Origin of the sequence: Spirosoma aureum (assembly GCF_011604685.1) — a bacterium.
GTDB classification, from domain to species: Bacteria; Bacteroidota; Bacteroidia; order Cytophagales; family Spirosomataceae; genus Spirosoma; species Spirosoma aureum.
In genome coordinates, this window is the sequence record NZ_CP050063.1 from 8,564,462 (window position 1) to 8,586,995 (window position 22,534).

At 48.0% G+C, this 22,534-nt stretch carries 18 protein-coding genes; 5 read left to right on the forward strand and 13 right to left on the reverse strand.

What is annotated here, in order from left to right:
• Positions 1 to 66: 66 nt before the first annotated feature.
• Positions 67 to 894, reverse strand: coding sequence for a phytanoyl-CoA dioxygenase family protein (locus tag G8759_RS34240; RefSeq protein ID WP_167218111.1), 828 nt, complete (start codon positions 892 to 894; stop codon positions 67 to 69).
• Positions 895 to 1,017: 123 nt separating this feature from the next.
• On the opposite strand from G8759_RS34240, the gene G8759_RS34245 reads away from it, so the two are divergent.
• A complete protein-coding gene (locus G8759_RS34245) occupies positions 1,018 to 1,905 on the forward strand; it encodes an AraC family transcriptional regulator (protein ID WP_167218113.1) in 888 nt (295 codons plus the stop codon).
• On the opposite strand, the gene G8759_RS34250 is transcribed toward G8759_RS34245, so the two are convergent.
• From G8759_RS34250 to G8759_RS34295, 11 genes are all read right to left on the reverse strand, one after another.
• A complete protein-coding gene (locus G8759_RS34250; protein ID WP_167218115.1) occupies positions 1,906 to 3,645 on the reverse strand; it encodes a RagB/SusD family nutrient uptake outer membrane protein in 1,740 nt (579 codons plus the stop codon).
• A gap of 12 nt (positions 3,646 to 3,657) precedes the next feature.
• Positions 3,658 to 6,987 (reverse strand): SusC/RagA family TonB-linked outer membrane protein, encoded by a 3,330-nt coding sequence (locus G8759_RS34255; RefSeq protein ID WP_167218117.1) that lies wholly within the window; start codon positions 6,985 to 6,987, stop codon positions 3,658 to 3,660.
• 272 nt (positions 6,988 to 7,259) lie between these two features.
• On the reverse strand, positions 7,260 to 7,496 hold the full coding sequence (locus G8759_RS34260; protein WP_232074058.1) for a recombinase family protein: 237 nt from the start codon (positions 7,494 to 7,496) through the stop codon (positions 7,260 to 7,262).
• A gap of 291 nt (positions 7,497 to 7,787) precedes the next feature.
• Positions 7,788 to 8,207: a hypothetical protein gene (locus G8759_RS34265; protein ID WP_167218119.1), complete on the reverse strand. Its 420-nt coding sequence runs from the start codon at positions 8,205 to 8,207 to the stop codon at positions 7,788 to 7,790.
• Positions 8,208 to 8,329: 122 nt separating this feature from the next.
• A complete protein-coding gene (locus G8759_RS34270; RefSeq protein WP_232074059.1) occupies positions 8,330 to 8,758 on the reverse strand; it encodes a DUF2147 domain-containing protein in 429 nt (142 codons plus the stop codon).
• 768 nt (positions 8,759 to 9,526) lie between these two features.
• Positions 9,527 to 10,033 carry an NAD(P)H-binding protein gene (locus G8759_RS34275; RefSeq protein WP_197933070.1) on the reverse strand — a complete coding sequence of 169 codons (507 nt, stop codon included), beginning with the start codon at positions 10,031 to 10,033 and terminating at the stop codon, positions 9,527 to 9,529.
• A gap of 13 nt (positions 10,034 to 10,046) precedes the next feature.
• Positions 10,047 to 10,172 carry an NAD-dependent epimerase/dehydratase family protein gene (locus tag G8759_RS35735; protein ID WP_197933071.1) on the reverse strand — a complete coding sequence of 42 codons (126 nt, stop codon included), beginning with the start codon at positions 10,170 to 10,172 and terminating at the stop codon, positions 10,047 to 10,049.
• Positions 10,173 to 10,896: 724 nt separating this feature from the next.
• On the reverse strand, positions 10,897 to 11,817 hold the full coding sequence (locus G8759_RS34280; RefSeq protein WP_167218121.1) for a helix-turn-helix domain-containing protein: 921 nt from the start codon (positions 11,815 to 11,817) through the stop codon (positions 10,897 to 10,899).
• A gap of 63 nt (positions 11,818 to 11,880) precedes the next feature.
• Entirely contained in the window at positions 11,881 to 12,789 is a 909-nt protein-coding gene (locus G8759_RS34285; protein WP_167218123.1) for an SDR family NAD(P)-dependent oxidoreductase, read from the reverse strand.
• A 154-nt stretch (positions 12,790 to 12,943) separates the two neighbouring features.
• The gene (locus G8759_RS34290) at positions 12,944 to 13,408 is read right to left on the reverse strand and encodes a nuclear transport factor 2 family protein (RefSeq protein ID WP_167218125.1); all 465 of its coding nucleotides are present in this window, start codon (positions 13,406 to 13,408) and stop codon (positions 12,944 to 12,946) included.
• 165 nt (positions 13,409 to 13,573) lie between these two features.
• Complete coding sequence (locus tag G8759_RS34295) at positions 13,574 to 14,419, reverse strand: alpha/beta hydrolase (protein WP_167218127.1); 846 nt, start codon at positions 14,417 to 14,419, stop codon at positions 13,574 to 13,576.
• Between the two features lie 121 nt (positions 14,420 to 14,540).
• Between G8759_RS34295 and G8759_RS34300 the strand changes: the two genes are divergently transcribed.
• Positions 14,541 to 15,125, forward strand: a complete 585-nt coding sequence (locus G8759_RS34300; protein WP_167218129.1) for a Crp/Fnr family transcriptional regulator — start codon at positions 14,541 to 14,543, stop codon at positions 15,123 to 15,125.
• 53 nt (positions 15,126 to 15,178) lie between these two features.
• The gene (locus G8759_RS34305; RefSeq protein ID WP_167218131.1) at positions 15,179 to 16,543 is read left to right on the forward strand and encodes an FAD-dependent oxidoreductase; all 1,365 of its coding nucleotides are present in this window, start codon (positions 15,179 to 15,181) and stop codon (positions 16,541 to 16,543) included.
• A 2-nt stretch (positions 16,544 to 16,545) separates the two neighbouring features.
• Here the strand turns inward: G8759_RS34305 and G8759_RS34310 are convergent, their stop codons facing one another.
• On the reverse strand, positions 16,546 to 17,568 hold the full coding sequence (locus G8759_RS34310) for a LacI family DNA-binding transcriptional regulator (RefSeq protein WP_167218133.1): 1,023 nt from the start codon (positions 17,566 to 17,568) through the stop codon (positions 16,546 to 16,548).
• Positions 17,569 to 17,940: 372 nt separating this feature from the next.
• Here G8759_RS34310 and G8759_RS34315 point away from each other — a divergent pair, with 372 nt between their 5' ends.
• Positions 17,941 to 21,018 (forward strand): SusC/RagA family TonB-linked outer membrane protein, encoded by a 3,078-nt coding sequence (locus G8759_RS34315; RefSeq protein ID WP_167218135.1) that lies wholly within the window; start codon positions 17,941 to 17,943, stop codon positions 21,016 to 21,018.
• Between the two features lie 14 nt (positions 21,019 to 21,032).
• Positions 21,033 to 22,448 carry a RagB/SusD family nutrient uptake outer membrane protein gene (locus G8759_RS34320; RefSeq protein WP_167218137.1) on the forward strand — a complete coding sequence of 472 codons (1,416 nt, stop codon included), beginning with the start codon at positions 21,033 to 21,035 and terminating at the stop codon, positions 22,446 to 22,448.
• The last annotated feature ends 86 nt before the right edge of the window (positions 22,449 to 22,534 follow it).

Below are 22,534 nucleotides of genomic sequence, written 5' to 3' on the forward strand. Positions count from 1 at the left end.
ATAATGGTCTGGTGTAAAACCTATAAGATCTTTGAAACCTTTTAGGTCTAGGATACGCATATTTAACTATGTCAAGGATACGTCATTTTCTTTGTTTAGAAAATCTGTCTGGTCGGTTATTCCCGAGACTTGCCAGGTCAGGAGCGCATCGTCCGGTACGGTCTTTAATGGAGTAATGCAGGATGTAGAGGACTCATTATAAGGAATATTGCTCTGCCTATTGTAGCAGGAAATAAGCGACCACCGGGCATTTTCGGACAGATTCGCTTCGGACCGATGCAGCAGGTTGCTGTGAAAAAATAAAACATCACCCGGTTCTAATTCAACGTAAATAAGCTCCATCGTTTTTAGAGCGAGATCGACGTAGTGTTGAGAGGCACCAACCTGTTCGCCCGCAAAACCATGCTCAACCCGACCCATTTTATGAGAGCCTTTAATGACTTGCAAACAGCCATTTTCTTTCGTCGCTGCTGTGATTGCAACCATGACCGAACACATTTGATCGGGTAATAGAAACTCGTTTTTGTACCAATAGCCATAGTCCTGATGCCACTCCCAGGCCCCTCCTACGCGAGGTTCTTTCTGCATCAGTTTCGAATGAAAATGACAGACCGGCGACGAACCATCCAGCAATTTGTCCACCGATTGCACAATCCGTTCGCTACGGGTTACTAAGCTATACAAATCATTTCCCGGCGTGAACCAGAGAGCGAGTTTGGTTTTTTTTCCGGACTGATCATTTAAATCATATGAGTTCCGGGAAATGGCTTTGTCGTCAACGGCCACCTGATAAAGCCGGTCTATTTCCTCAGACGAAAACAAGTCCGGGACAATCAGATAACCATTCCGATGGTACTGCGCAATCTGTTCATCAGACAACTGATATACTGACATAAAGTTGAGGTATTAAATTTCTTTATTTATTGATAAAATAGTATTTCAATAGTGCAAATTGACACCAACAAAAGACAAAATCTCCTAGTTTTGTCTCAGAAGGCGATACGATTTTAACAGGTTATGAAAGCGCTATTAGAAAAACTGCCAGCCACTGAGCGATCTTCGTTTAAGCTTTACAATTTCAACTTTCCGTACTTCCCCACGCCCTGGCATTTTCATCCGGAATATGAATTGGTGTTGGTCGTTAAAAGTTACGGACAACGCATTATTGGCAACGGAATCGGCGATTTCACCGATGGTGATCTGGTTTTTATCGGTGCCAACGTACCCCATATCTACCGAAACGATTCCGTTTTTTACCAGCAGTCAGCAGACCACCGGGCCCAGTCGGTGATTGTCCATTTCCTGGAAGACTTTCTGGGCGATTCCTTCATGGAACTTCAGGAAATGATACCCGTCCGACAGTTATTTCAACGGGCTGCATTAGGTCTCGAAATTCTGGGCCCCACCAAAGAGTACGTTATCGCCCGCATGATGGAGATGCCGCAGCTGGAGGGCATGCGTCGCCTGCTGGTTTTGCTGGACATATTAACTACCCTGGCCGAATCGCCACATTTACGCACCCTGTCCACCCAAATTATTGAAGGAAGCAATCCGGTTGAAAGCGAGAAGGTAAGCCTGGTATTTGACTATATTTCTCAACACTACCAACGCCGGATTGCCCTACACGAAATTGCCGATCTGATGAATATGTCCGTTCCATCGGTCTGCCGGTTTATCAAACGGCGAACCCATAAAACGCTGGTCAATCTGATCAATGAATTACGTATCAGCCACGCCTGTAAACTACTGACAGATACGAATCTATCCATCATTGAAATCTGTTACGACTGTGGTTTCCAGAATCTCTCCAATTTCAACCGACAGTTTCGCCTGTTGAAAAACTGCAATCCTCAGGCGTTCCGCAAGCAACTTTGGAACAATAACACGCAGCTCCAGAAGCTCTGATCAATACCCCGCATTCTGTTTCAATACGTTGTTACTCAAATCGATCTGGCGCTGCGGAAGCGGAAAATATTCGTTCTTTCCAGCCATGAATTTTGCCCCTGCGAGATAGGTGCGTAGCGTACTTTCATACTGGAGATATTTGTTTAGCGTAGCTTCAGCTTCACCCCAGCGTACCAGATCGAAAAAGCGGTGTCCTTCCATACCCAGCTCGAGTTTTCGTTCAAAATGAACCACTTTTCGGGCTGTAGCCTGATCCCATGCCTGCTCATATAAGCCAACTTTATAATTGGCAGCGGGCGTTGTTGTACCATCTTTCATGACCCAACTGCTTGTTTTAGCCGCTCGGGCGCGCACCTCATTTACATAGGAACGGGCTTTGTTTAAATCACCTGCTTCAACTTCGCATTCGGCCAGCCATAGAATGATATCGGCGAAACGAATCAGGTTCGTATTAATGGCCGTAACGGTACTCGCCCAGAACGAACCATCCGTCAGTGTTCCCTTTTGGGATTTGTAATAAACGTTCTTTTTCGTGTTATACGGGCCGCCGTAAGCCTGATCGCGCTGCCAGCTAATGCCCTGATGGGGGCCGTAATCGAGGTAAGGAATTCCCCGGCGACCAACGGTCCAGTCTAAACGCGAGTCCACGGTACCGGCATAGGGCGTGAACGGATCGGTGATTGCAACCCCTTCATCGCTGGTGACCGGATTGGTATTATACGTTTCGAGATCAGGCAATCCAGTCGCACTAACTTTGTACGAATTGACCAGATCCTGGGAAGGCTGAAAAAAACCGCAGCAATCGAACGGACCACCGTAGGGCGCATTCAATACGTCGCCATAGTTGGCATTAGCAGCACCAGCGCCATCGTTGACCGAACTCTGGGTCGCAAACACGGATTCTCTGGAATTCTTCGTCGCAGCATTGAAATTATCCTGATACTTATCCAGCAGTCCGTATTTAACCCCCGACGGATTTACGCCCCGCTGGTAAACCTGTTCCAGCACGGCTTTAGCTTCGGCATATTTTTTCTGAAAGAGCAGGCACTTGCCCAGCATAGCCCCCGCCGACCACTTGTTTGCCCGACCGATTGCCCCCTGTAACTCAGGTAGATTGTCGTAAGCGAATTGAAAATCTGCCTGAATTTTAGGCCAGATATTCTGGTCATTGGCTACGTTCACTTTAACGTTAGGGACCTGAAAATCAGTCATCGTCTCGTCGATAAACGGGACCATATTCCACATTTTCTTCGCTTCAAAATGATAATGACCGCGTAAAAACCGGGCTTCTCCTTCGATTCGCTTGCGGTCTTCAGCCGATAAATCCGGGGCGCCGGGCATTGTTTTCAGGATAATATTGGCTCTCGTTACGCCTTCGTAAACCACTTTCCATTTATCATTCAAAAACCCGTTGGTCGGAATCGGGATATAAGCTTCTATCGCATTGACTTCTGGCTGGTCAGTACCGGTGCTGCCTTTATGTGCATCACCTCCCGCAATACTGCCGTACACCCAGTTGGAAGCCGCACTTGACCAGGAACCAAGGGTTGTCGTGCCGACACTGTAACCATCCAACATCGAATAAGCGCCAATCAATAATGATTCAAGTCCATTCTTGTTGGCCAGGGATGTAGCATCGAGGGTACCGTATGTACTTTTATCCAGATAGGATTTCTCACAGCTAATTAGCCCACTGACGCTCAGGCAAATAATAGTAAACGTGTATAATAACTTGCGCATTTGAGTAGGTAATTAAAAGTTGATACTAGCCCCAACAAGGTATTGCTTGACGGCCGGATAGGCGTTCGCGTCGATGCCCGCAGCCCGATCGTCGGTGCTGATAATTTCCGGTTCCAGGCCAGTGTAGCGCGTAATGGTGAATAGGTTTGTGGCCTGGATATACACCCGTAGCCGATCAACCCCAATCGTATTTAACAGGTGCGTTGGGAGCGTATAGCCGAGGCTTAGGTTTTTTAGGCGGAGATAGGATGCATCTTCTTTGTAGTACGAATTTGGAATCGCATTGGTACTAAAATTTCCAACGGTTTCCTGAATTGGCACTTTGGCACCCAGGTTGTCGGGCCGCCAGGAATTGTACAGCGCTTCTTTGCTTTTATTGGTTACACCCTGCGAATAAAAATCCGTTGTGAACCGGGCATAATTAATGGCATCTCTACCCTGAACGCCATAGAAGAATCCTGCCAGATCAAACCCTTTGTAAGACAGGTTCAGGTTTAGGCCATACGTGAATTTTGGATTGGGATTACCGAAAAATACCCGGTCGTCGGTGTCAATTTTCCCATCGCCATTAGCATCCCGATACTTAAACCGACCAGGGGCGGCACTCTGTTGCGTAGGTGATTTTGCTACATCATCCGCGCTTTGAAAGAGGCCAATTACATCATAACCAAAGTAAGCGTTGATCGGATGGCCGACCGCATTCCGTGTGAATACGCCACCGATGCGGTTCTGTTCATTCAGTGGACTGTTATAATCAAAATACGAGATTCCATCGGCAATTTTCGTGATTTCATTTTTATACGTGGTGAGCGTCAACGTAGCATCAAGTTTCACTTTCCGGAGGTTTGCCCGTTGCGAAATAGCCAGATCGATCCCGGTATTTTTCATGCTACCCACGTTAAAGAAAGGCGGGTTTTGAGCAGCAATTCCACCCGCCGTAGCCAGTTGTTCAACGGTGTATAAGAGGTTATTGGTTTTCTTCTGATACCAGTCAAACGAAATGTCTGTTTTACCACCGAAGAACGTAGCATCGAAGCCGACATTCGTCGAAACGTTGGTCTCCCATTTGCCCGCGCTGTTGCCAATGAAAGATAAGTAATACCCCGATTGAGGAGTCGTGCTCGTCCCGCCAATGTCGTAGGAAGCAGCGCCTTTACTGGTTGAAAACTGGGTGTATTGATTCGCCGGATCGATACGCTGATTACCCATCAGACCATAACTCCCGCGCAGTTTCAAATCAGTTAGCCAGGTTACGTTTTTCAGAAACGCTTCCTCGGAGATGCGCCAGCCTAACGAACCCGCCGGGAATACGGCATATCGATTATCGACCCCAAATCGGGATGAGCCGTCCCGCCGAACAATGACGCTGGCGATGTATTTGTTTTTAAACTCATAATCGACCTTGCCGAATAACGAGAATAACGACGCTGGCGTATTCGGGAAACCACTCACCAACTGGTTGGAAGTGCCTGAACTGAGCGTAATGGCGTTCAGGTTGGTGTACAGAAAATAATTACTCCGCGACCCTTCAATGCGATTGCCCGCATCATCTACCGCTTCGGTACCTGCCAATACCTGAAGACTATGATCGCCGAATGTGTTTTTATAAGTCAGTTGATTGGTCCAGGTCCACGACCGATTTTTGAAAAAGCCAACGGCCAGTGTCGGATTGCGATTATTCTCGGCACCTTCGTATTCAATGGTCGGGTAGTTTGTGTAATCATTGGTACCATAGCTGCCGCCGAAGCTGGAACGTGCCGTAAAATGCTTCAGGAAGTCGACTTCCAGATACATGTTCCCAAAAATACCGAACGTATTGGCCCGGTTATTTTTGGTACGCTCCCGAACGGCTACGGGGTTATCTGCCGTTCCCAAGCCGTTGCCTTTTGTTCCCGCAAAATCACCTTCCCGAATCGTATAGAGGGGCACAATGGGCAAAATATAGCGTGCCAGCGCTAGCTCACTGGCTTCCGTATTGTTCGCTGCCGTATTGGCCTGCGACGTATAGACCTGTAGGTTCTGGCCAATACGGATGTTCTTTTTCAGTGTAAATTCTGTATTGATGCGGGCCGAATAGCGCTTGTAAAAATTCTCAATGACAATGCCGTCCTGGTTGAAATAATTGAGACTAAACAAGTACCGGCTCTTGTCGGGTGCACCACCCGAAACCGTGAGATTATGGTTGGTAATGGGTGCCTTACGCGTTACTTCTTTCCACCAATTTGTCCCCTGCTTATTGGCTTTGACAATTAAATAAGGTGCATAATTCGCATCAGCTAAATTGGCGTAGCTTAAATTATACAGAGCAGGATTCGTGGCTGGGTCACCTTCTTTCAGGCCGGATGCCGTACCTGCCAGTAGATAGTCGGGCAAGACGGGCGTAGCACCTTTGCCATACTGGACACTTTGCTGGGGTTGGCCGGAGTTCTTCAGGGCTAACCAGGTCAGATCAGCATACTCCTGTGGGTTCAGCATGTTGGTCCACCCTTTGCCGGGGTCCTGAATGCCATACGATACGTCGTAAGCCACTTTTGCACTGCCTGTTTTTCCTTTTTTTGTGGTGACAACAATGACGCCATTCGACGCACGAGCGCCGTAAATAGAGGCCGAAGCCGCGTCTTTCAGCACCTGCATCGACTCCACATCACTAGGATTAATGCCTAACAGCGAACCAGTTGGAACGCCATCCACAATATACAAAGGGTCGTTTCCGGTGAATGACGCAAACCCCCGAATCCTGACCGTCGATACACTTCCCGGCTGGTTATTACTGATAACGGTAACCCCAGCGGCTCGTCCCTGTAGCTGATTTTCAGCCGTCGACGCGGGCAACGACTGGAGATCGCTCACTTTGACAATGGCCACCGAGCCCGTAATGTCTTTCTTGCGTTGCGACGAATAGCCCGTTACGACGACCTCCTCCAATGCTTTGGCATCATCAGAAAGCACTACGTTCAGGATCGACTGATTATTGAGGGGAATTTCCCGCGCTGTGAAACCAATGAACGAAAAGACCAGCGTTACATTCCCATCGGGTACGTTGAGTGTATAATTGCCATTTGCATCTGTAATGGTACCCGTCGTTGTTCCTTTAATGACGACACTAACGCCCGTTAGTGGATCTCCTTTGGCGTCCGATACGCTGCCTTTAACACCAATATCCTGACTATGATTGCCATAAGGATACGCTAATGGCAAAACTTTATTGGTTTCAACTGTGGGTTTTGGAAAAGATGAACGGGCAGTTACTACGTTCGCAAACAGGACTATGACGAGCGCCGGGTAAATGCTTCGGTCAAAAAATCGAACCAGTAAGCCGGCTTGGTAAAGGTTTCTATTCATAGTAAAAATGATTTTGGAGAAGATACCTACAGGATTATAAGCCTTTCGTATAGTCCACTTGTCCTGGAACTACATAATTTTAATAGCAGGCAAAACAGGGCTGTTAATTTCATCCTAAGTTGCGTGGCTATTATTTCAATAATGCAAATAGACAGCGATATAAGCCAAGAAGCTACTAGTTTCGGATCAGAAGGCGATACGATTTTAACATGCCTTTAATTCGTATACGACTAATTAAAGAAGTGAAGGTAAACCAGGCGATTTGGGTGGGTTTATCCTGATGCGCAGGAACAATATGATCGGTTAAACTTACTAACCCAACCAACGTGTTGTTGCTCTAACTGAGTTACGATCTCAATCAAGTGACTCAGGGAACACGGCCCAATCGCCGGGCGGTCGGCGCCATCCAGTTTCCAAATCATCAACGTGTCCCCCTCTCGAAGGATTTCGAGTAGGCGGTTTAATTCAGGCTGTTCGGTTTTCGAGCCACTGGCTTTGTGGTCCGCCACCCTGGTCCTAAAAGATTTTCGAGCAGCCGGCTGCTTTCAGGGCAGCTAGCTGAAGTGCCCAGTTTTGATCGGGGCTGGGCGGCCGGAGCCGTAGAGACTCGGGCGTAACCTAACTTCATGATTGAATTGGTATTGTAGCGCGTCAGACGCGTGAATGTGAGAGGATATGGTTGCGATCAACAAAGCAGGTTGTATACTTTGAAGGTAGGCAATACAGGATTTTGTAGTCGTTAAAATGACCGTGTAAAAATAGACAGTATTTCTTGCCTTGTCTCGTTTATAGGCCCAAGTTTATGATGCCTGTTTGATCCATTTTCGCTTGTTCCAAACCCGGTAAAATGCCCCTTCCGGAGTGAACCGCCAAAACCGGGGTTCGCGTACCTTCTCCTCGGGAATCATCACCGTCCAACACTCCCCAGCGGGCAAGTCGATTAATTCGTGGATGCACTCCGCTTCGACAACATGCGTGGTGCCCGGCGCTCGAAACACATCGGCATAATGCCAGTTCCCCTGTTCACTGATTTGATAAACCCGCTCGGTGTAACCTCCGTTCAGAATATGCGTTCGGAAACGGAAGGGGTGACAATGAGGCCCTCCCTTGTCTTTGTCGGTGAAGTGATGGACCACCATGTGAAATGGGGTATTCTTGCCCTTAAAATCAAGGAGGTGTTTGGTAAACTCCTTACTCATTCTTTCTTTTCGATACTTCATACATGAACGGCCTGGCGAGAGCAGGCGGATTGAGTCCAGCCTGCTTGGATAAATGATAAAATACGATCAACGAGATGGATGACACCCTATTCCTAAAGACAAATACGGATAACATATCACTCTTAATTTGCTGCAGGCAAAGACTTGTTGGTTTGCTGGCGGGTCATGATGAATTGTCGATTGAGGAATTTGAAACCCTTGTAAACGGTCACATTGATGGCGTCAGGCTGAAGCATCTCGACCTCAACCCGTAAAGCTATGCCCGTTTTGGGATGCATTAAGCGCCCGCCCGCCCACAGCTGACCATCATAGTGCAGGTTGCGAATTAGCAGAGAATCTTTTACCAAACCGAAGTTTTGCTTGCCTGCCTGATCAACCTGGGCTACCCGGGCGAAGTAGAGGCCCGCCTGCCGGTAGATATCTACGCTGGAGCCACCAGCGGGGAACTGCCAGCGGCCCAGGAGTTGATCCGCCGGTTGGTCAGCCCGAGCCCCCGCCAAAAGCAGCGCGGTGACTAAAAACAAGAGTTTAATGCGATCCATTACGAGCATTATAGTTAGGAGAAGCCCACTAAAAGGATGGACATTGGATAAGTAAAAGCCAGCAAATTGGCAAAGTCTAGGAATTTCCACCTGGCCAGCCGTTTGGTTCAGTTCTTACAAACCCAAGACGAGCGCTTTATTAGGTTGCCAAACGTGGAGCCACCCAAAGGATATTAGTATAAAGACTACTTATTTCAAGCCATTGGTGTTTAGAATTAATCTCATTTTATTGTTTTTAAGTAGGTAGGGAAGACCTTCTTATATAAAATTGAACGACTTGTTGGCTAGAAAATTAAGCTCGTTAATTTCCTCATCCTGTCACAAATTCAGAACGGACGTTGTGAATTTATGACAGGATGAGGAGAAAATGGTTTTTGTCCAGTGAGCGCCAACCCGCCTTTCGATTTACTTTATCGTTGAGCTACCCACCGGTAAACCACCTACTCTAGGGGAGTCGCCCAAGAAATCTGGCAAGCCTTTATCACGGCTCATCCCGAAGCCGCCAAAGGGCACTTGACTCTAGAGGAAGTAAGCCAGAAGATGGCCGGCCGCTTTTGTGATGTCCTAAAATAGGTTTAATGCCCTTAACTGAGCTGTAAAATGAACAAACGACAAAAGGCCGATGCGGCTCCAGTCTCCGCTGACCGATTCGGATGGGTTTATTTCTAAAAAAGACCATAACGCTCAGAAGAAATTTTGTCAGAAAACCTTAGACGCGCTAACTAAAGATATCAAACAAGTTCAAGCGGAGATTACGACTACGATTGAGAATGACCCCTATTTGAAAGAATTATATGGGTATGTGCAATCGGTCAAGGGCATTGGCCCAGCTATCGCCACGGAATTACTGATAATTACCGCCCGGCGGCCCGGCAACGAATTTAAGGCCATCACTGACCCGAAGAAGTTGGCGGCTTCGGTCGGCCGATTGCCACGCTGGAGTGGTGCCATTTGTTTATTCGTCGGGTCGTTCAACACTGTCCAGTCTTCTTCTGTATACAGGGTGGTTTTAACGGTACCAAACCCTACAGCACCAAAAGCCGACGTAAGGACCACTCGTTTTACGCCCGCTTTTTTGGCTGCCCGCAACACAAAAAGGACCCCATTTTTTGCCGGGATAACGAAATCATCCTCCGTTTTTGCCTCCGTATAGGGTGTTGGTGAAGCGACGTGTATAACATACTGGCAGCTTTCTATTGCTTTTTCCCAACTTGATTCATTCTGTAAATCAGCTTCCACGAACGATAAATCGCCAACGGCATGAAGACCGCCTTGCTTGAGCATTTGTTTTACCAATTCAGCTTTTTTTAAGTGAACGCAATGTAGCTTTTACTTTATACCCCTCCCTGAGCAAAGCCATGATGCAATAAGAAGCAATAAAGCCCGAACCTCCCGTTACCAATACGGTTTGTTTATTTTCCATTTTATGATTGACATGTTGATACGGCAAAGTTCAATCATGAAATGGGACATCAGTTTGTTAAAAAGGCCAAAGTTGATTGCTGAAAAGGCCAATTATTTCTAAACTATACCTATCTGTCGGGCAACTTCATTAATAACGATGGTATCATCAAAGGCACCGCTTTCAAACGGTATTCGCTAGGCTCCAATATTGAATCCCAACTGTCGGACAGCTGAAAGCGGGCATCAACTTATTTCTGACTCAGTCAACGGATCTTCCAACGGCCCTGAACGGATTTGCGGGGGCGAATGGCAGGAGTCCCGTCTTTGCAGCCCGGCTGTGGACACCTGCCTTATCCGTTTACGATTTGCTTGTAATTATACGCTTTCCGTCGGACTAGGTAGGACCGCATACACTCTACAATCCATTGGCGATGGCCGTTGAGCCGATTCCCGATAACCGGCAACTAACGACGGAGGGCAATACGTACCTGAATTATACGATCATCGAGGGATTGACGACTTAGATTATAACTACTGACAGCCCTATATCAGTAGAAATGTTGTATCCACTTAGTTTTACCTGACTCAGTTTACCGAATTATTTGCGCGCGTTTTTCGCCAGGATTCATACTCATTTGGGCCATGTAACCGCTCCACCGGCTTAGCACAACGGGCCGGTATACTGGGGCGAGACGTAGCCATACAGACGAATCATAAACTGGGAACAATGGTTGAAAATCTGTTTAATTGAACGAACGTCTGAAGGCCAATGGTGAAAGGTTCGTTTTCGTTTTGAACAGTTTACTAAAAGATTGTGAGTGCTCAAATCCTAAAGCGTAGGCCACTTCCTGTACCGTTAAATTGGTAGTAGACAGATTTTCTTTTGCCTTTTCAATCAGTTTATCATGAATATACTGCTGGGCATTTTGCCCGATCAAGGACCGCAGCATATCACTTAAATAACTTGGCGATAAGTTTACATGTTCTGCCAGATAGCCAACCGTAGGTAATCCCTGGCTTAACGAGGTTTTATTGGTAAAATATTGATCCAATATCTCTTCCAGTTTTTGGAGAAGATCATGGTTTACCGCTTTGCGGGTAATGAACTGACGTTTGTAGAAACGATTCGCGTAATTCAGCAACAACTCAATTTGAGAAATAACAACGTCCTGGCTGAAATCGTCGATCCGGCTGGACAATTCTTTTTCGATCATTTTAAAGATCTCAAAGATCGTTACTTTTTCATCTTCCGAAAGATGCAACGTCTCATTGGTGGCATACGAGAAGAAGCCATAATGTCTGATGTTTTTGGCCAGAGGATATCCTAAAAAGAAATCCGGGTGAATCAGCAGTGTATACTCGGAACACGCGCTGATATCGTTGTCATGGCTACCGATAACCTGGCCTGGAGAAGCGAATAATAAACCACCTTCGTCAAAATCATAATAACTCTGGCCGTACTTTAATTTGCCGTTCAGTTTTGGTTTATAAGCTATTTTATAAAAGCCCAGCACATGATGGTGGGGAATTCTGGACTCATCGACCTGCGTATAGGAACCGTTGATTAAACTAACTAATGGGTGCTGCGGCTTAAGTAAACCAAAGGCCCGGTGCGCATCGGCCAGGGATTCAATTTTTTTGGGGCTATTTTCTTCTTTGTTCATCGCTCAGTACATAAAAAATGATAACCGATACTCGTTTAACTATCGGTTATCATGGCTGTTTTATCAAGCAATTTCACTGGTTGCGAGTTCCTTATCCGGATTACCCTGAGCTGAATTGGAAACTTCTTCCCACGCTTCCCAGGTAGCTAATCGCTCCGTATAGGCCTGGCGCACCCAGGGCAAGTTATGGCTGCCCAGAAAGAACCGTAACGGAGGATTTTCTGCATCAACAACGTTGAAAAGTGCTTCAGGCGTTGCATCCGGATCACCTTTTTCCAGGTTTTTTAACCGCTCGAAAAACTGCGCCTTAAAATCAGTGTAGAAGTCTAGGCCTTGTGCGAACTTCAAGGATTCCTGACTTCCAAACTCGGTGGCATAGGCCCCCGGTTCGATGATGGTTACGTTAATCCCGAACGATTTAACTTCCTCAGCCAGGCTTTCGTGGATGGCTTCAAATGCCCATTTTGACGAAGCGTAGTAGCCGATCACCGGTAAGGTTACATGACCCAGATTGCTCGATGTGCCGAGGATGTGCCCACGGCCCTGCTTTCTCAATAACGGCAAGGCCGCCTGAATAACAGAAACCGGCCCAATGATATTGGTTTCGTAAAGGGCACGAATATCATCCGCGCTGGCCTCCTCTATGGTGCCAACCAGTGAATAGCCCGCATTATTAAAAACAATATCAAGCCTGCCGAAGTGAGCGTAAGCTTGCTCTACGGCTGTTTTTACCTGCTCGGGCCGGGTCACATCAAGCTCAAGGGTAAGCACGGCTTCACCATATTTTTCGTTCAGGTCGGCAATGCTTTCCAGTTTGCGCGCGGTAGCCGCCACCTTGTCGCCACGCTTCAGGGCAGCATCGGCCCACACACGTCCAAACCCGCGGGAAGCACCCGTGATGAACCAGACTTTAGGCGATTTTACAGGAATTTCCTCAGTTTGAAGGCTTGCCTTTTCATTCAGATGTATCATGTTTTATAACGTTTAATGATACGTCAAAGGTCAGGCTATCTAATTCGTTAGCTGTAGTCTAATTGAGGGGATTTGTAGTCAAAATGAGAAAATGATTAGCTTTCAATTACGATCTTTTTTAGCCAAAGTAAGTCATGTTTCTGAATGAATTAACTTACGATGGACTGGAAGGTCGTTTATCCGTCCAGTCAATGATGAGCTTCCGCTCAGCAAAGAGCCATTGCCCTTCTTTCCGCACATACATGTCGTAATAGCGAATGCCCATGACCATCAATATCCGCTGTCCGTTTTCTAGCCAGATATGATGTGCCAGACAGTAGACTTCACCCCTGGCCTGGTCACCATCGAGTGTTACAGTATGCTGACCATTAACATGTTGGGTCACATCATACGTTTTCAGGTCAGCAAAGGCAGCCAGTAACGCCTGTTGGCCCTGTATGGTTGTAACCGGCTCCCGTTGACCCGGTTCACTCTCATAGATTACGATCTTTGCGTCATCCGTAAAAAGCTCTGCCTGCCGCTGGGTTTCCCGGCGATCAGCATAGCGGGCATAGGCATCGATCAAAGCCCGAATGGACTGCTGATCAGTCGTTTCGTGCGGTTGTTCCTTCACTGTCATGGTTGTTATAAAGAGATCAATTGTGTCATTATTCAACTTAAGATTGCTTTTAAACCGAAAAAATTCCTATTCAGGAACGTGAACCAGGAACTTCAGGCCATTGGCGTTCATCGCGTGTTCCATACTACCCATCCCGGCCAATAGCCTAACTAGTGATCGGTGATACTATTCCAGTTTCAGCGCATTATTCGCTGCATTTTTCGTAACAAATCGGCCCATTTGTGCCAGGGCTTCCTGGGCTCCTCTCGTGGCAATATCCAGGAATGGCCATACATGTTGCTCACCTGGAAATAATTGTAGCTGGGCTTCAACGCCTGCCTGGATCAACCGTTTATGCAGGCGGATAGAATCATCCTCCAGAATTTCATGAGTGCCGCATAAGATCAACACCGATGATAAGCCGGAAAACAAACCCAGAACGGGAGAGGCTAAGGGGTTATCCAACGCGGAAGGTGCATACAACTGCGCGGCTTCCAGCAGGAATTCGCCCGATAATATGGTATCGAGAGCTTTATTGCGGGTGTAACTTGGCAGTTGACAGCGTAAATCCACCCAGGGTGAAATGAGGATGCTGTAGTGCGGTAGGGATCTTTTTGTTTGCTGTAAGACAAGCTGTGTTGCCATCGCCAGATTTCCCCCGGCACTGTCCCCAATCAGGCCAACGTTAACTGTTGGGTAACGATCGCAGAAGGTTCGAATAACAGCCACGCAATCCTGAAGACCGGCGGGAAAGGGATTCTCCGGTGCCAGCCGATACTCAATGAGGAGAATCTTTCGGTTCAGATACTGGGCCAGATGACTCACCAGGGCAGCGTGGGAGTTGATCGATCCAAAAATAAAGCCACCCCCATGAATAAAAAAGATAATTTCATGGTCAGGGGCATTGACCGGAAAAAACCAGCTACAGGCGACCCCGGCAAGCGTTATGTCGGCTCGACGAATGTTGTTGGCCGGGGGATAAAGGGTTCCAAGTGATTCAAAGCCCAGACGACCCTCGTTTAGCTGTATCATGAACTTCCGGGATTTGTTCACAAAACACGGGCTTGTCTGGGAGAAAAAAATTAAGATATCTTAGTTTTTTGCTGAAGCGGGATGTGCGATTTTTGTGGGTTTTACTCGTAATCTTACTGTCATGTTGGTCAACAGTCTTTTGGAAAACGTCAGGCGTTATACGGCACTAACTGAGGAGGAAGAAACACAATTTTGCACGTTGTTCACCGTCAAAAGCCTCAAACGAAAAGAGACCCTTTTACAGGCGGGTACTGTTTGTCAGCATGAATATTACGTAAAGTCTGGTTGTTTGCGGACTTATTTTCTGGATACCAGGGGCCTTGAGCATAATATCTATTTTGCGATCGAGGACTGGTGGATCTCCGATTTGTATAGCCGTACCCATGCCGCACCTTCCCTGGTGAATATCGTGGCCGTTGAGGATTCGGAGCTTTATCAGGTCAGTCATCTGGACCTGGAGGAGTTTATGAGAAAAACCCCGGCCATGGAACGGTTTTTCCGGCTGTCCTATCAGCAATCGCTGGTTAGTCAGCATCTGCGAAGTTTGCAGATGTTGTCCATGAGTGGTCAGGAGCGGTATGTCCACTTCCGTGAGCAGTATCCGCAACTGGTCAATCGCATACCCCAGAAACACATCGCTACCTTTCTGGGACTAACTCCTCAATTTTTTAATACCATCCACTCGAAAGTCTTACGAGCGGAATAGAAGTGGCCCGGAAGGCAATTGTTCGTACTTCGTTTACTAAAATCCTGTCAGTGATGAAATCAATCCATAGCTCGTACGACGCACTAATCATTGGTTTTGGGAAAGGGGGCAAGACCCTGGCTGCTTACCTGGCCAATCAAGGCTGGCAGGTGGCGCTGGTTGAACAGTCTCCGCTCATGTATGGGGGCACCTGTATCAATATTGCCTGCATACCCACCAAATCTCTTGTCCATAATGCCGAACTAGGCAAGCCCTATGCCGAATCGATTCATGAAAAGGATCAACTGACCGCAACGCTTCGGCAACGAAATTTCAACCTGGTCGACCAATCACCCAATGCCACGGTGATCACCGGAAAAGCCTCATTCGTGTCCCCCAATCAGGTCTCTGTTCGACTTACGGATACCCAGGAAGATATCCTTATCGAAGCCGAGCGGATTTTTATTAACACAGGCGCTAAACCGATTATTCCGGCTATTTCAGGCCTTCAGCAAAGCCAGCGGGTATTTACCAGTACAACCCTCATCGAGCAGACCGAGCTTCCTCTCAGGCTGGTTATAATTGGTGGAGGCTATATTGCGCTGGAGTTTGCCAGTATGTACGCCCAATACGGCTCGAAGGTGACCATTCTGGATCGATCTACCCAATTCTTACCGAATGAGGATCGGGATATGGCTGATGCGGTCATGGCTGTTCTTGTGAACAAAGGCATCCGGATCGAGCAGGCAGTAAACATAGACGAAATTACCCCCGACGACGGAGATCGTCAGGACACGGTTGTCTATCACACCCAGGCAGGTAACAGACAGGAAGTTCAGGCCTCCGCTATTCTCGTGGCTACGGGCCGACAGCCGTATACAGAAGGATTGAATCTATCGGCAGCGGGTGTAGATATGGATGCGAAAGGGTATATTCGGGTTAATGAATACCTACAGACCAACGTTCCGCATATCTGGGCTCTTGGCGATGTAAATGGTGGACCCCAGTTTACGTATGTATCCCTGGACGATTATCGAATCATCCGGAGCCAGTTCTTTAACTATAAGCCGCATACGCTGCTTGATCGCAACCTGGTAGCATTCAGCTTATTTACCAGCCCTCCCTTTTCTCATGTCGGTCTGCGCGAACACGAAGCTTTAGCAAAAGGGTATCACATCAAAATAGCCACTTTACCGGCCGCTTCGATCACACGCGCTCAGATTTTAAATGAAACGGAAGGGCTGTTAAAATGCATTGTCGATGCGGATACGGATCAAATTCTGGGCTGTAGTTTACTTTGTGCGAACTCGAGTGAATTGATCAATCTGGTTCAACTGGCTATGCGTGCCAGATTCGATTATACCGTATTGCGGGATACAATTTACACGCACCCGAGCATGAGTGAAGGATTAAACGACTTATTCGCCAAGGTGCCATAAACCTATATTAACTCGCGCGTTGATTTACGAATTACCAGAGTGGTATCCAGCACATGCGTTTCGGGTATAAATTGTTGGGGAGCATTGATTTGCCGTAGTAATAACTGGGCTGCTAACTGCCCGATTTCGTGAATGGGCTGCACAACGGAAGTCAGCGGTGGCGTGACAAACGTACTGTGGGGAGCGTTGGAAAAGCCAACTAACGCGATGTCGTTCGGGATGGACAGATCGTTTTCCTGAATACAGATAAGGGCTTCCACAGCCGTTGGGTCATTGACGGCAAACAACGCATCGGGTCGGTTGGGCATATCCAGCAGTAACTGTGTGCAGCGTCGGGCGCGCCCTTCCACAAAATCGCAGTGCATAATCAACGATTCATCAATGGGAAATTGGTGCGCTTTTAAGGCATCGAGATACCCATTTAGCCGATTCCGGCCGATGGTCATATTTTCCGGGCCTGCTAGGTGGGCAATCCGTCGGCAACCCGTTTGAATGAGATGCTGAACGGCCATAAATGCACCTTTATAATCGTCCACCATTACTTTGGAGCCTTGCAGTTCATCGACAATCCGATTAAAAAACACAATCGGCAAACCCTTTCGTTGGGCTGCTACAATGTGCTCATAATCATTCGTCTCCCGCGTAATGGCCAGAATCAGGCCATCGACCCGGCTTGATACCATGGCCTGTAAATTATGCTTTTCAATGTCTAATGATTCGCTGGATTGCATCACCATTACCTTGTATCCAGTCGCATTGGCCACCTCCTGAATCCCCAGAATTACATTGGGGAAGTAGGCATGAACGAATTCAGGCACCATCACCCCAATAATATCCGTCTTGTTCTTCCGCAGGCTGGCAGCAACGGTGTTCGGCTGGTAATCAAGCTGATGCGCCAGATCCAGAACAGCCTTTTTGGTTTCTGGATTAATGTCGGGCGCATTGCGTAAGGCTCTGGAAACAGTCGATATGGAGACATTGAGCTTAATAGCAATATCCCAGATAGTAGGTTGTTTACTTCTCATAGCTCAACCAATCCGATCAAAGCGTTTAGCCTATTCATTATTGTATTTTTTAGCGATAAGCCTTTATCCTGAAAATGCGCTGAAAAAAACCTAACCTGAACCGACGAAAGACCGCCAGTTACAAATCCATCATTTCCCCTGACTAGTTAAGCGTTCCGATTTTATTTCCGACAACGTTACCGGTAACGTTTTTTCACAAGAAAACCTCAAAAACAGCCAATTCTACTTGTTATCACGCCACTAATTCCTATAAATTCAAGGGTAGTTCAGAAAATAGACCTGCTGTTTGAGAGCAGTCTAATGCTGGCAAAAAATACCTCTATCTGGCACGAAAGATCTGTACAATATAACTATTCCAATCCTTATATGCTCATGAACGAATCTCTAAAACAAGTAGGATGGGTATTCCTTTTTTTATCCTTACTAACTGTCAGTACAAAGCTGATAGCAAACGAAACACCAGGAATGTCGCCCAGGGCCGTTTCCATTAAAGGAACTGTTACCACCGAAACCGGCGAGACCTTACCGGGCGTGACGATTGCCGTAAAAGGCACAACCATTGGCACAACAACCAATGAGTCCGGTCAATACAGTCTCAGTATTCCTGATGGAAATGCTACGCTGGTATTCAGCTCGGTAGGTTATGAAAAACAGGAAGTATCGATTAGTAATGGCCGAACAACGATTAACGTCGTGTTGCAGGCCGACACGAAAGCATTAAACGAAGTGGTTGTAGTGGGCTATGGCACCCAACAACGACGGGATCTGACCGGATCGGTGGGGTCCGTAAAGGGAAAAGAACTGGAGAATCTGCCTGTTCGGGGTCCACTCGAAGCCTTACAGGGGCGGGTTGCCGGGGTACAGATCACCAACAACAGCGGCTCCCCCGGTGCAGCCCCGAATGTCCGGATCCGGGGAGTTACGTCGCTGAATGCAGGCAATGATCCACTCTACATTGTTGATGGCGTACCCATTACGGGCGATATCAGCGTCGTAAATCCGAATGACATTCAATCGATGGAAGTGCTGAAAGATGCCTCCGCTACAGCTATTTACGGTGCCAGGGGAGCCAATGGCATTATTATCGTGACGACGAAACGCGGAAAATCGGGTAAAACATCGGTTGGGCTGAGTACCTACACCGGTTTTATGGATGTCAGAAAGACCGTACCCATGCTGGATGCCTATCAGGAGCGTGATTATATCCTGAATGCCGTGGCTAATGCCGGAGTTCCCGAAGTACGGCTGGGCCTGGACACACTTTTTAGAAATGGAGTTGCCTTGTATAATACCAACTGGCAGAACGAGATCTACCAACAGGGGGCCGTTTCCAATTATGAAGTGTCATTACGGGGTGGAAATGAGAAAACAACCTACGCGGCCAGTCTGGGGTATTTTAATCAGAAAGGGGTCATCGTCAGTTCGGGTTATGATACGTATCGGGGCCGCTTCAGCATTGACCACCAGGCTTCGGCCCGCTTTAAAACAGGGGCTAACATTCTGCTCTCTACCGCCAAACGCGACCGCGTTCCCGAAGGCGACGATATCAATGCAATCATACCGAATGCCATGCGGAATCTGCCTTTCTCACCCGTATATAACCCCGATGGTTCGTATACTTACCTTGATCAGATTCAACGGCCTAATCCGGTAGGTCTGGCAATGCTTACTTCCTGGTTTACTGTCAGCAATCGGCTGGTGGGGAATGTATACGGCAACTACGATATCTGGAAAGGCCTAACCCTGCGTTCGACACTCAACGTCGATTATGCGGGCACTCGTGACGAACGGTTTACGCCCAGTACCATTCAGGGGGGATCGGCCCGTCCGGGTACGGCGTCTTATGGCGATGTATTTACCTGGGTCAACGAAAACACGTTGAACTACACCCATTCCATTGGGAAGCACAGCCTGTCGGGCTTACTGGGGTATAGTGTGCAGCAATCAAAAAGTTTCAACCTGTCGGCGGCTGCCAGCCAGGGTGCAACCGATAACATCACCACGCTGAACGCAGCGGCCAGCCCAACGGGTGCTTCCAGTAGTAAATCGTCCTGGGGATTGGTCTCGTATTTTGCGCGTTTGAATTACAGCTACAACGATAAATACCTCCTGGCGGCTACGGTGCGTCAGGATGGTTCGTCCCGCTTCGGAGCCGACAAACGGTACGGTCTATTTCCGTCTGTTTCGGCTGGCTGGCGTATTTCGGAGGAGTCGTTTATGAAAAGCGTTCCGTTTATCAGCGACTTGAAATTACGCGCCAGCATGGGTGTTGTCGGCAACCAGTCTATCAGTGATTTTGGCGCACAGGGTTTGTATAGTACCGGCAGTAACTACCTTGGAAAAGCCGGGATCGCGCTGTCAGCTATTCCGAACCCATCCCTCAGCTGGGAATCGACTACCCAATCCGATATTGGTCTGGATGTTTCTTTCCTTCATAACCGGATTAATCTGACGGCCGATGCCTATCTAAAAAAGACAAATGCGCTGTTGTTATCCGTGAACCTACCCACAACTACGGGTTTTGGTTCTGCCCTGCAAAACGTAGGTAATACCCAGAATAAAGGACTGGAATTCAGCATATCCAGTCAGAATATTGTGGGTGGTGCCGGGGGCTTTACCTGGAGTACGGCGTTCAATATCTCTTTCAACCGAAACAAGATTCTGAGCTTATCGAACAACAATGCCGATATCATCCAGACCAGTGCCGATGCGACCTTCTACGGAACAGCCCCCCAGGGTCTTGGCCGGGTAGGCGAGCCGATCGGCGTCTTATTCGGGCAGGTCTATACCGGTCGGGTATATGCTACCACCGAAGAGGCTAAAGCTGCTAATATGCGGGATGGCAGTGCGTCGGGCCCATTTTATGTGGCCGGGGATATGATTTACAAGGATTTGAACGGAGATGGCATCATCAACGACGCTGACCGGACCATCATCGGCAATGCGAATCCCAAGCACATCGGTGGCCTGACAAATAACTTTTCCTACAAGGGCTTCGATCTGTCGGTGTTTATGCAATGGTCATACGGCAACGACATCTTCAACGAGACCCGTGAGGCTTCGAACCGCAGTTTCGTGTATAATGCCGCCACGACCGAAGTGCTGCGAAGCTGGCGCAAAGAAGGTGACATTACGGATGTTCCCCGCGGCACGCCCAGTACCATTAGCCGGAACGGATTTGCCTCCAGTCGGTGGGTCGAAGATGGCTCTTATCTGCGCGTGAAAACTGCCACACTCGGCTACACCTTTCCATCGGCCCTGCTCAAGCGGGTTAAGATTGATAACCTGCGACTGTATGTGTCCGGGCAAAACCTGTTCACGTTCACCAACTACTCGGGCATGGACCCCGAAGTGAACTTTCGAAGCACCTTACCACTACTTCAGGGAATCGACCTGGGCACCTATCCGATGGTACGCACAATCACCTTTGGCCTGAATCTGGGGCTCTAAACCTGACCTTACTCATGAAAAAAATAATCTATAGCATCCTGATAATCACACTGGTTATTCTGGTTGCAGGCTGCACCGATGTTCTCAATCAGGTGCCGGTAAGCGCCCTGACTCAAAGTTCTTTTTTCCAGAATGCTGCCGATGCCGAAGCAGCTATCATTACCGGTTATGATGCTTTGCAGGGCGACGATGTCCGGCATATTGCCTGGGGAGATGCACGGGCGGATAATCTTCGGGTACCGGTCAATGAAATTGGTATTACCGATGGAGGAGTACTGGATTTCCAGAACGACAACATCAGTACCAGCAGTGGATATGCGACCTGGAGTCGTTTCTATTCAGGAATCAACAAAGTCAACAATGTGCTGGCCCAGGTGCCTGCTATTAAAAGTCCAACCATCACCAGCGTTCGGGATCGGATTATGGGTGAGGCTTATTTTCTGCGGGCTCTTAATTACTTCTATCTCGTACGCTTGTGGGGGGCTGTGCCGCTGGTGCTGGAGCCAACGCTTTCCCTGGATAAAAATTTACAGCCTGCCCGAACACCTGCCGATAAAATACAGGATCAGATCATTGCCGATCTGAAACAGGCCGAGAAATTACTGCCGGTTACTTACGCATCGACGATTGAAACGAGAGGGCGGGCCACACAGGGAGCTGCTCAGGCGCTGCTGACGAAGGTTTATCTCTGGCGGAGTTCCTATAACCAGACCAACGAATGGCAACTGGCAGCCGATTACGCGGCCAAGGTTATTGCCAATGCAAACTATAGCCTGGTGTCAGGAGCCAACTATAGCACCATTTTTAGAACGAAAAACACCAGTGAATCCATTTTCGAACTCCAGTACAATTACAACAATCAGGAAACGAATGGCCTTTCGGCCTATTTCCTGCCCCGTAGCAGTAAAGTGACAACGGGCGGAAACCAGACCGTGATTCCGACTCAAAAGCTGGTCGATGCTTTTGAGTCGGGTGATCTTCGAAAAGCAGCCAGTTTTTATACCAGCGATCCAGCCACCGATCAGTTTCCCAACCTGCCTACTGTGGCCAAATACCTGGGAACAGTGGTAGGAACCACCCGCTATAGTGATAGCAATCTTATTTTCCTGCGGCTGGCCGATGTGATTCTGATGCAGGCTGAAGCACTGGCGCAGTTAGGTCAGACTGCCCCTTCCATCGCGCTGGTTAACCGGATTCGGAATCGGGCCGGACTGGCCAATACCACAGCTACGTCGAAAGATGCTGTTCTGCTGGCCATTGAGCAGGAGCGTTTTGTTGAACTCTGCTTTGAGGGACATCGGTGGTACGACCTGCTTCGAACCGGGCGGGCAAAAGCTGTATTGGGCGTCGATAAAAAAGCGCTGATGCCCGTTTATTACACTGAAATTCAATTGAATCCGAATTTGCTGCCCCAGAATCCAGGCTATTGATCCCAAGTAAAAAATCTCCTCTCCTGCTATAGGAGAGGGGAGCAAATCAGGAGCTATCCAAATGAGTAAGAATTTTCCTCTAAACC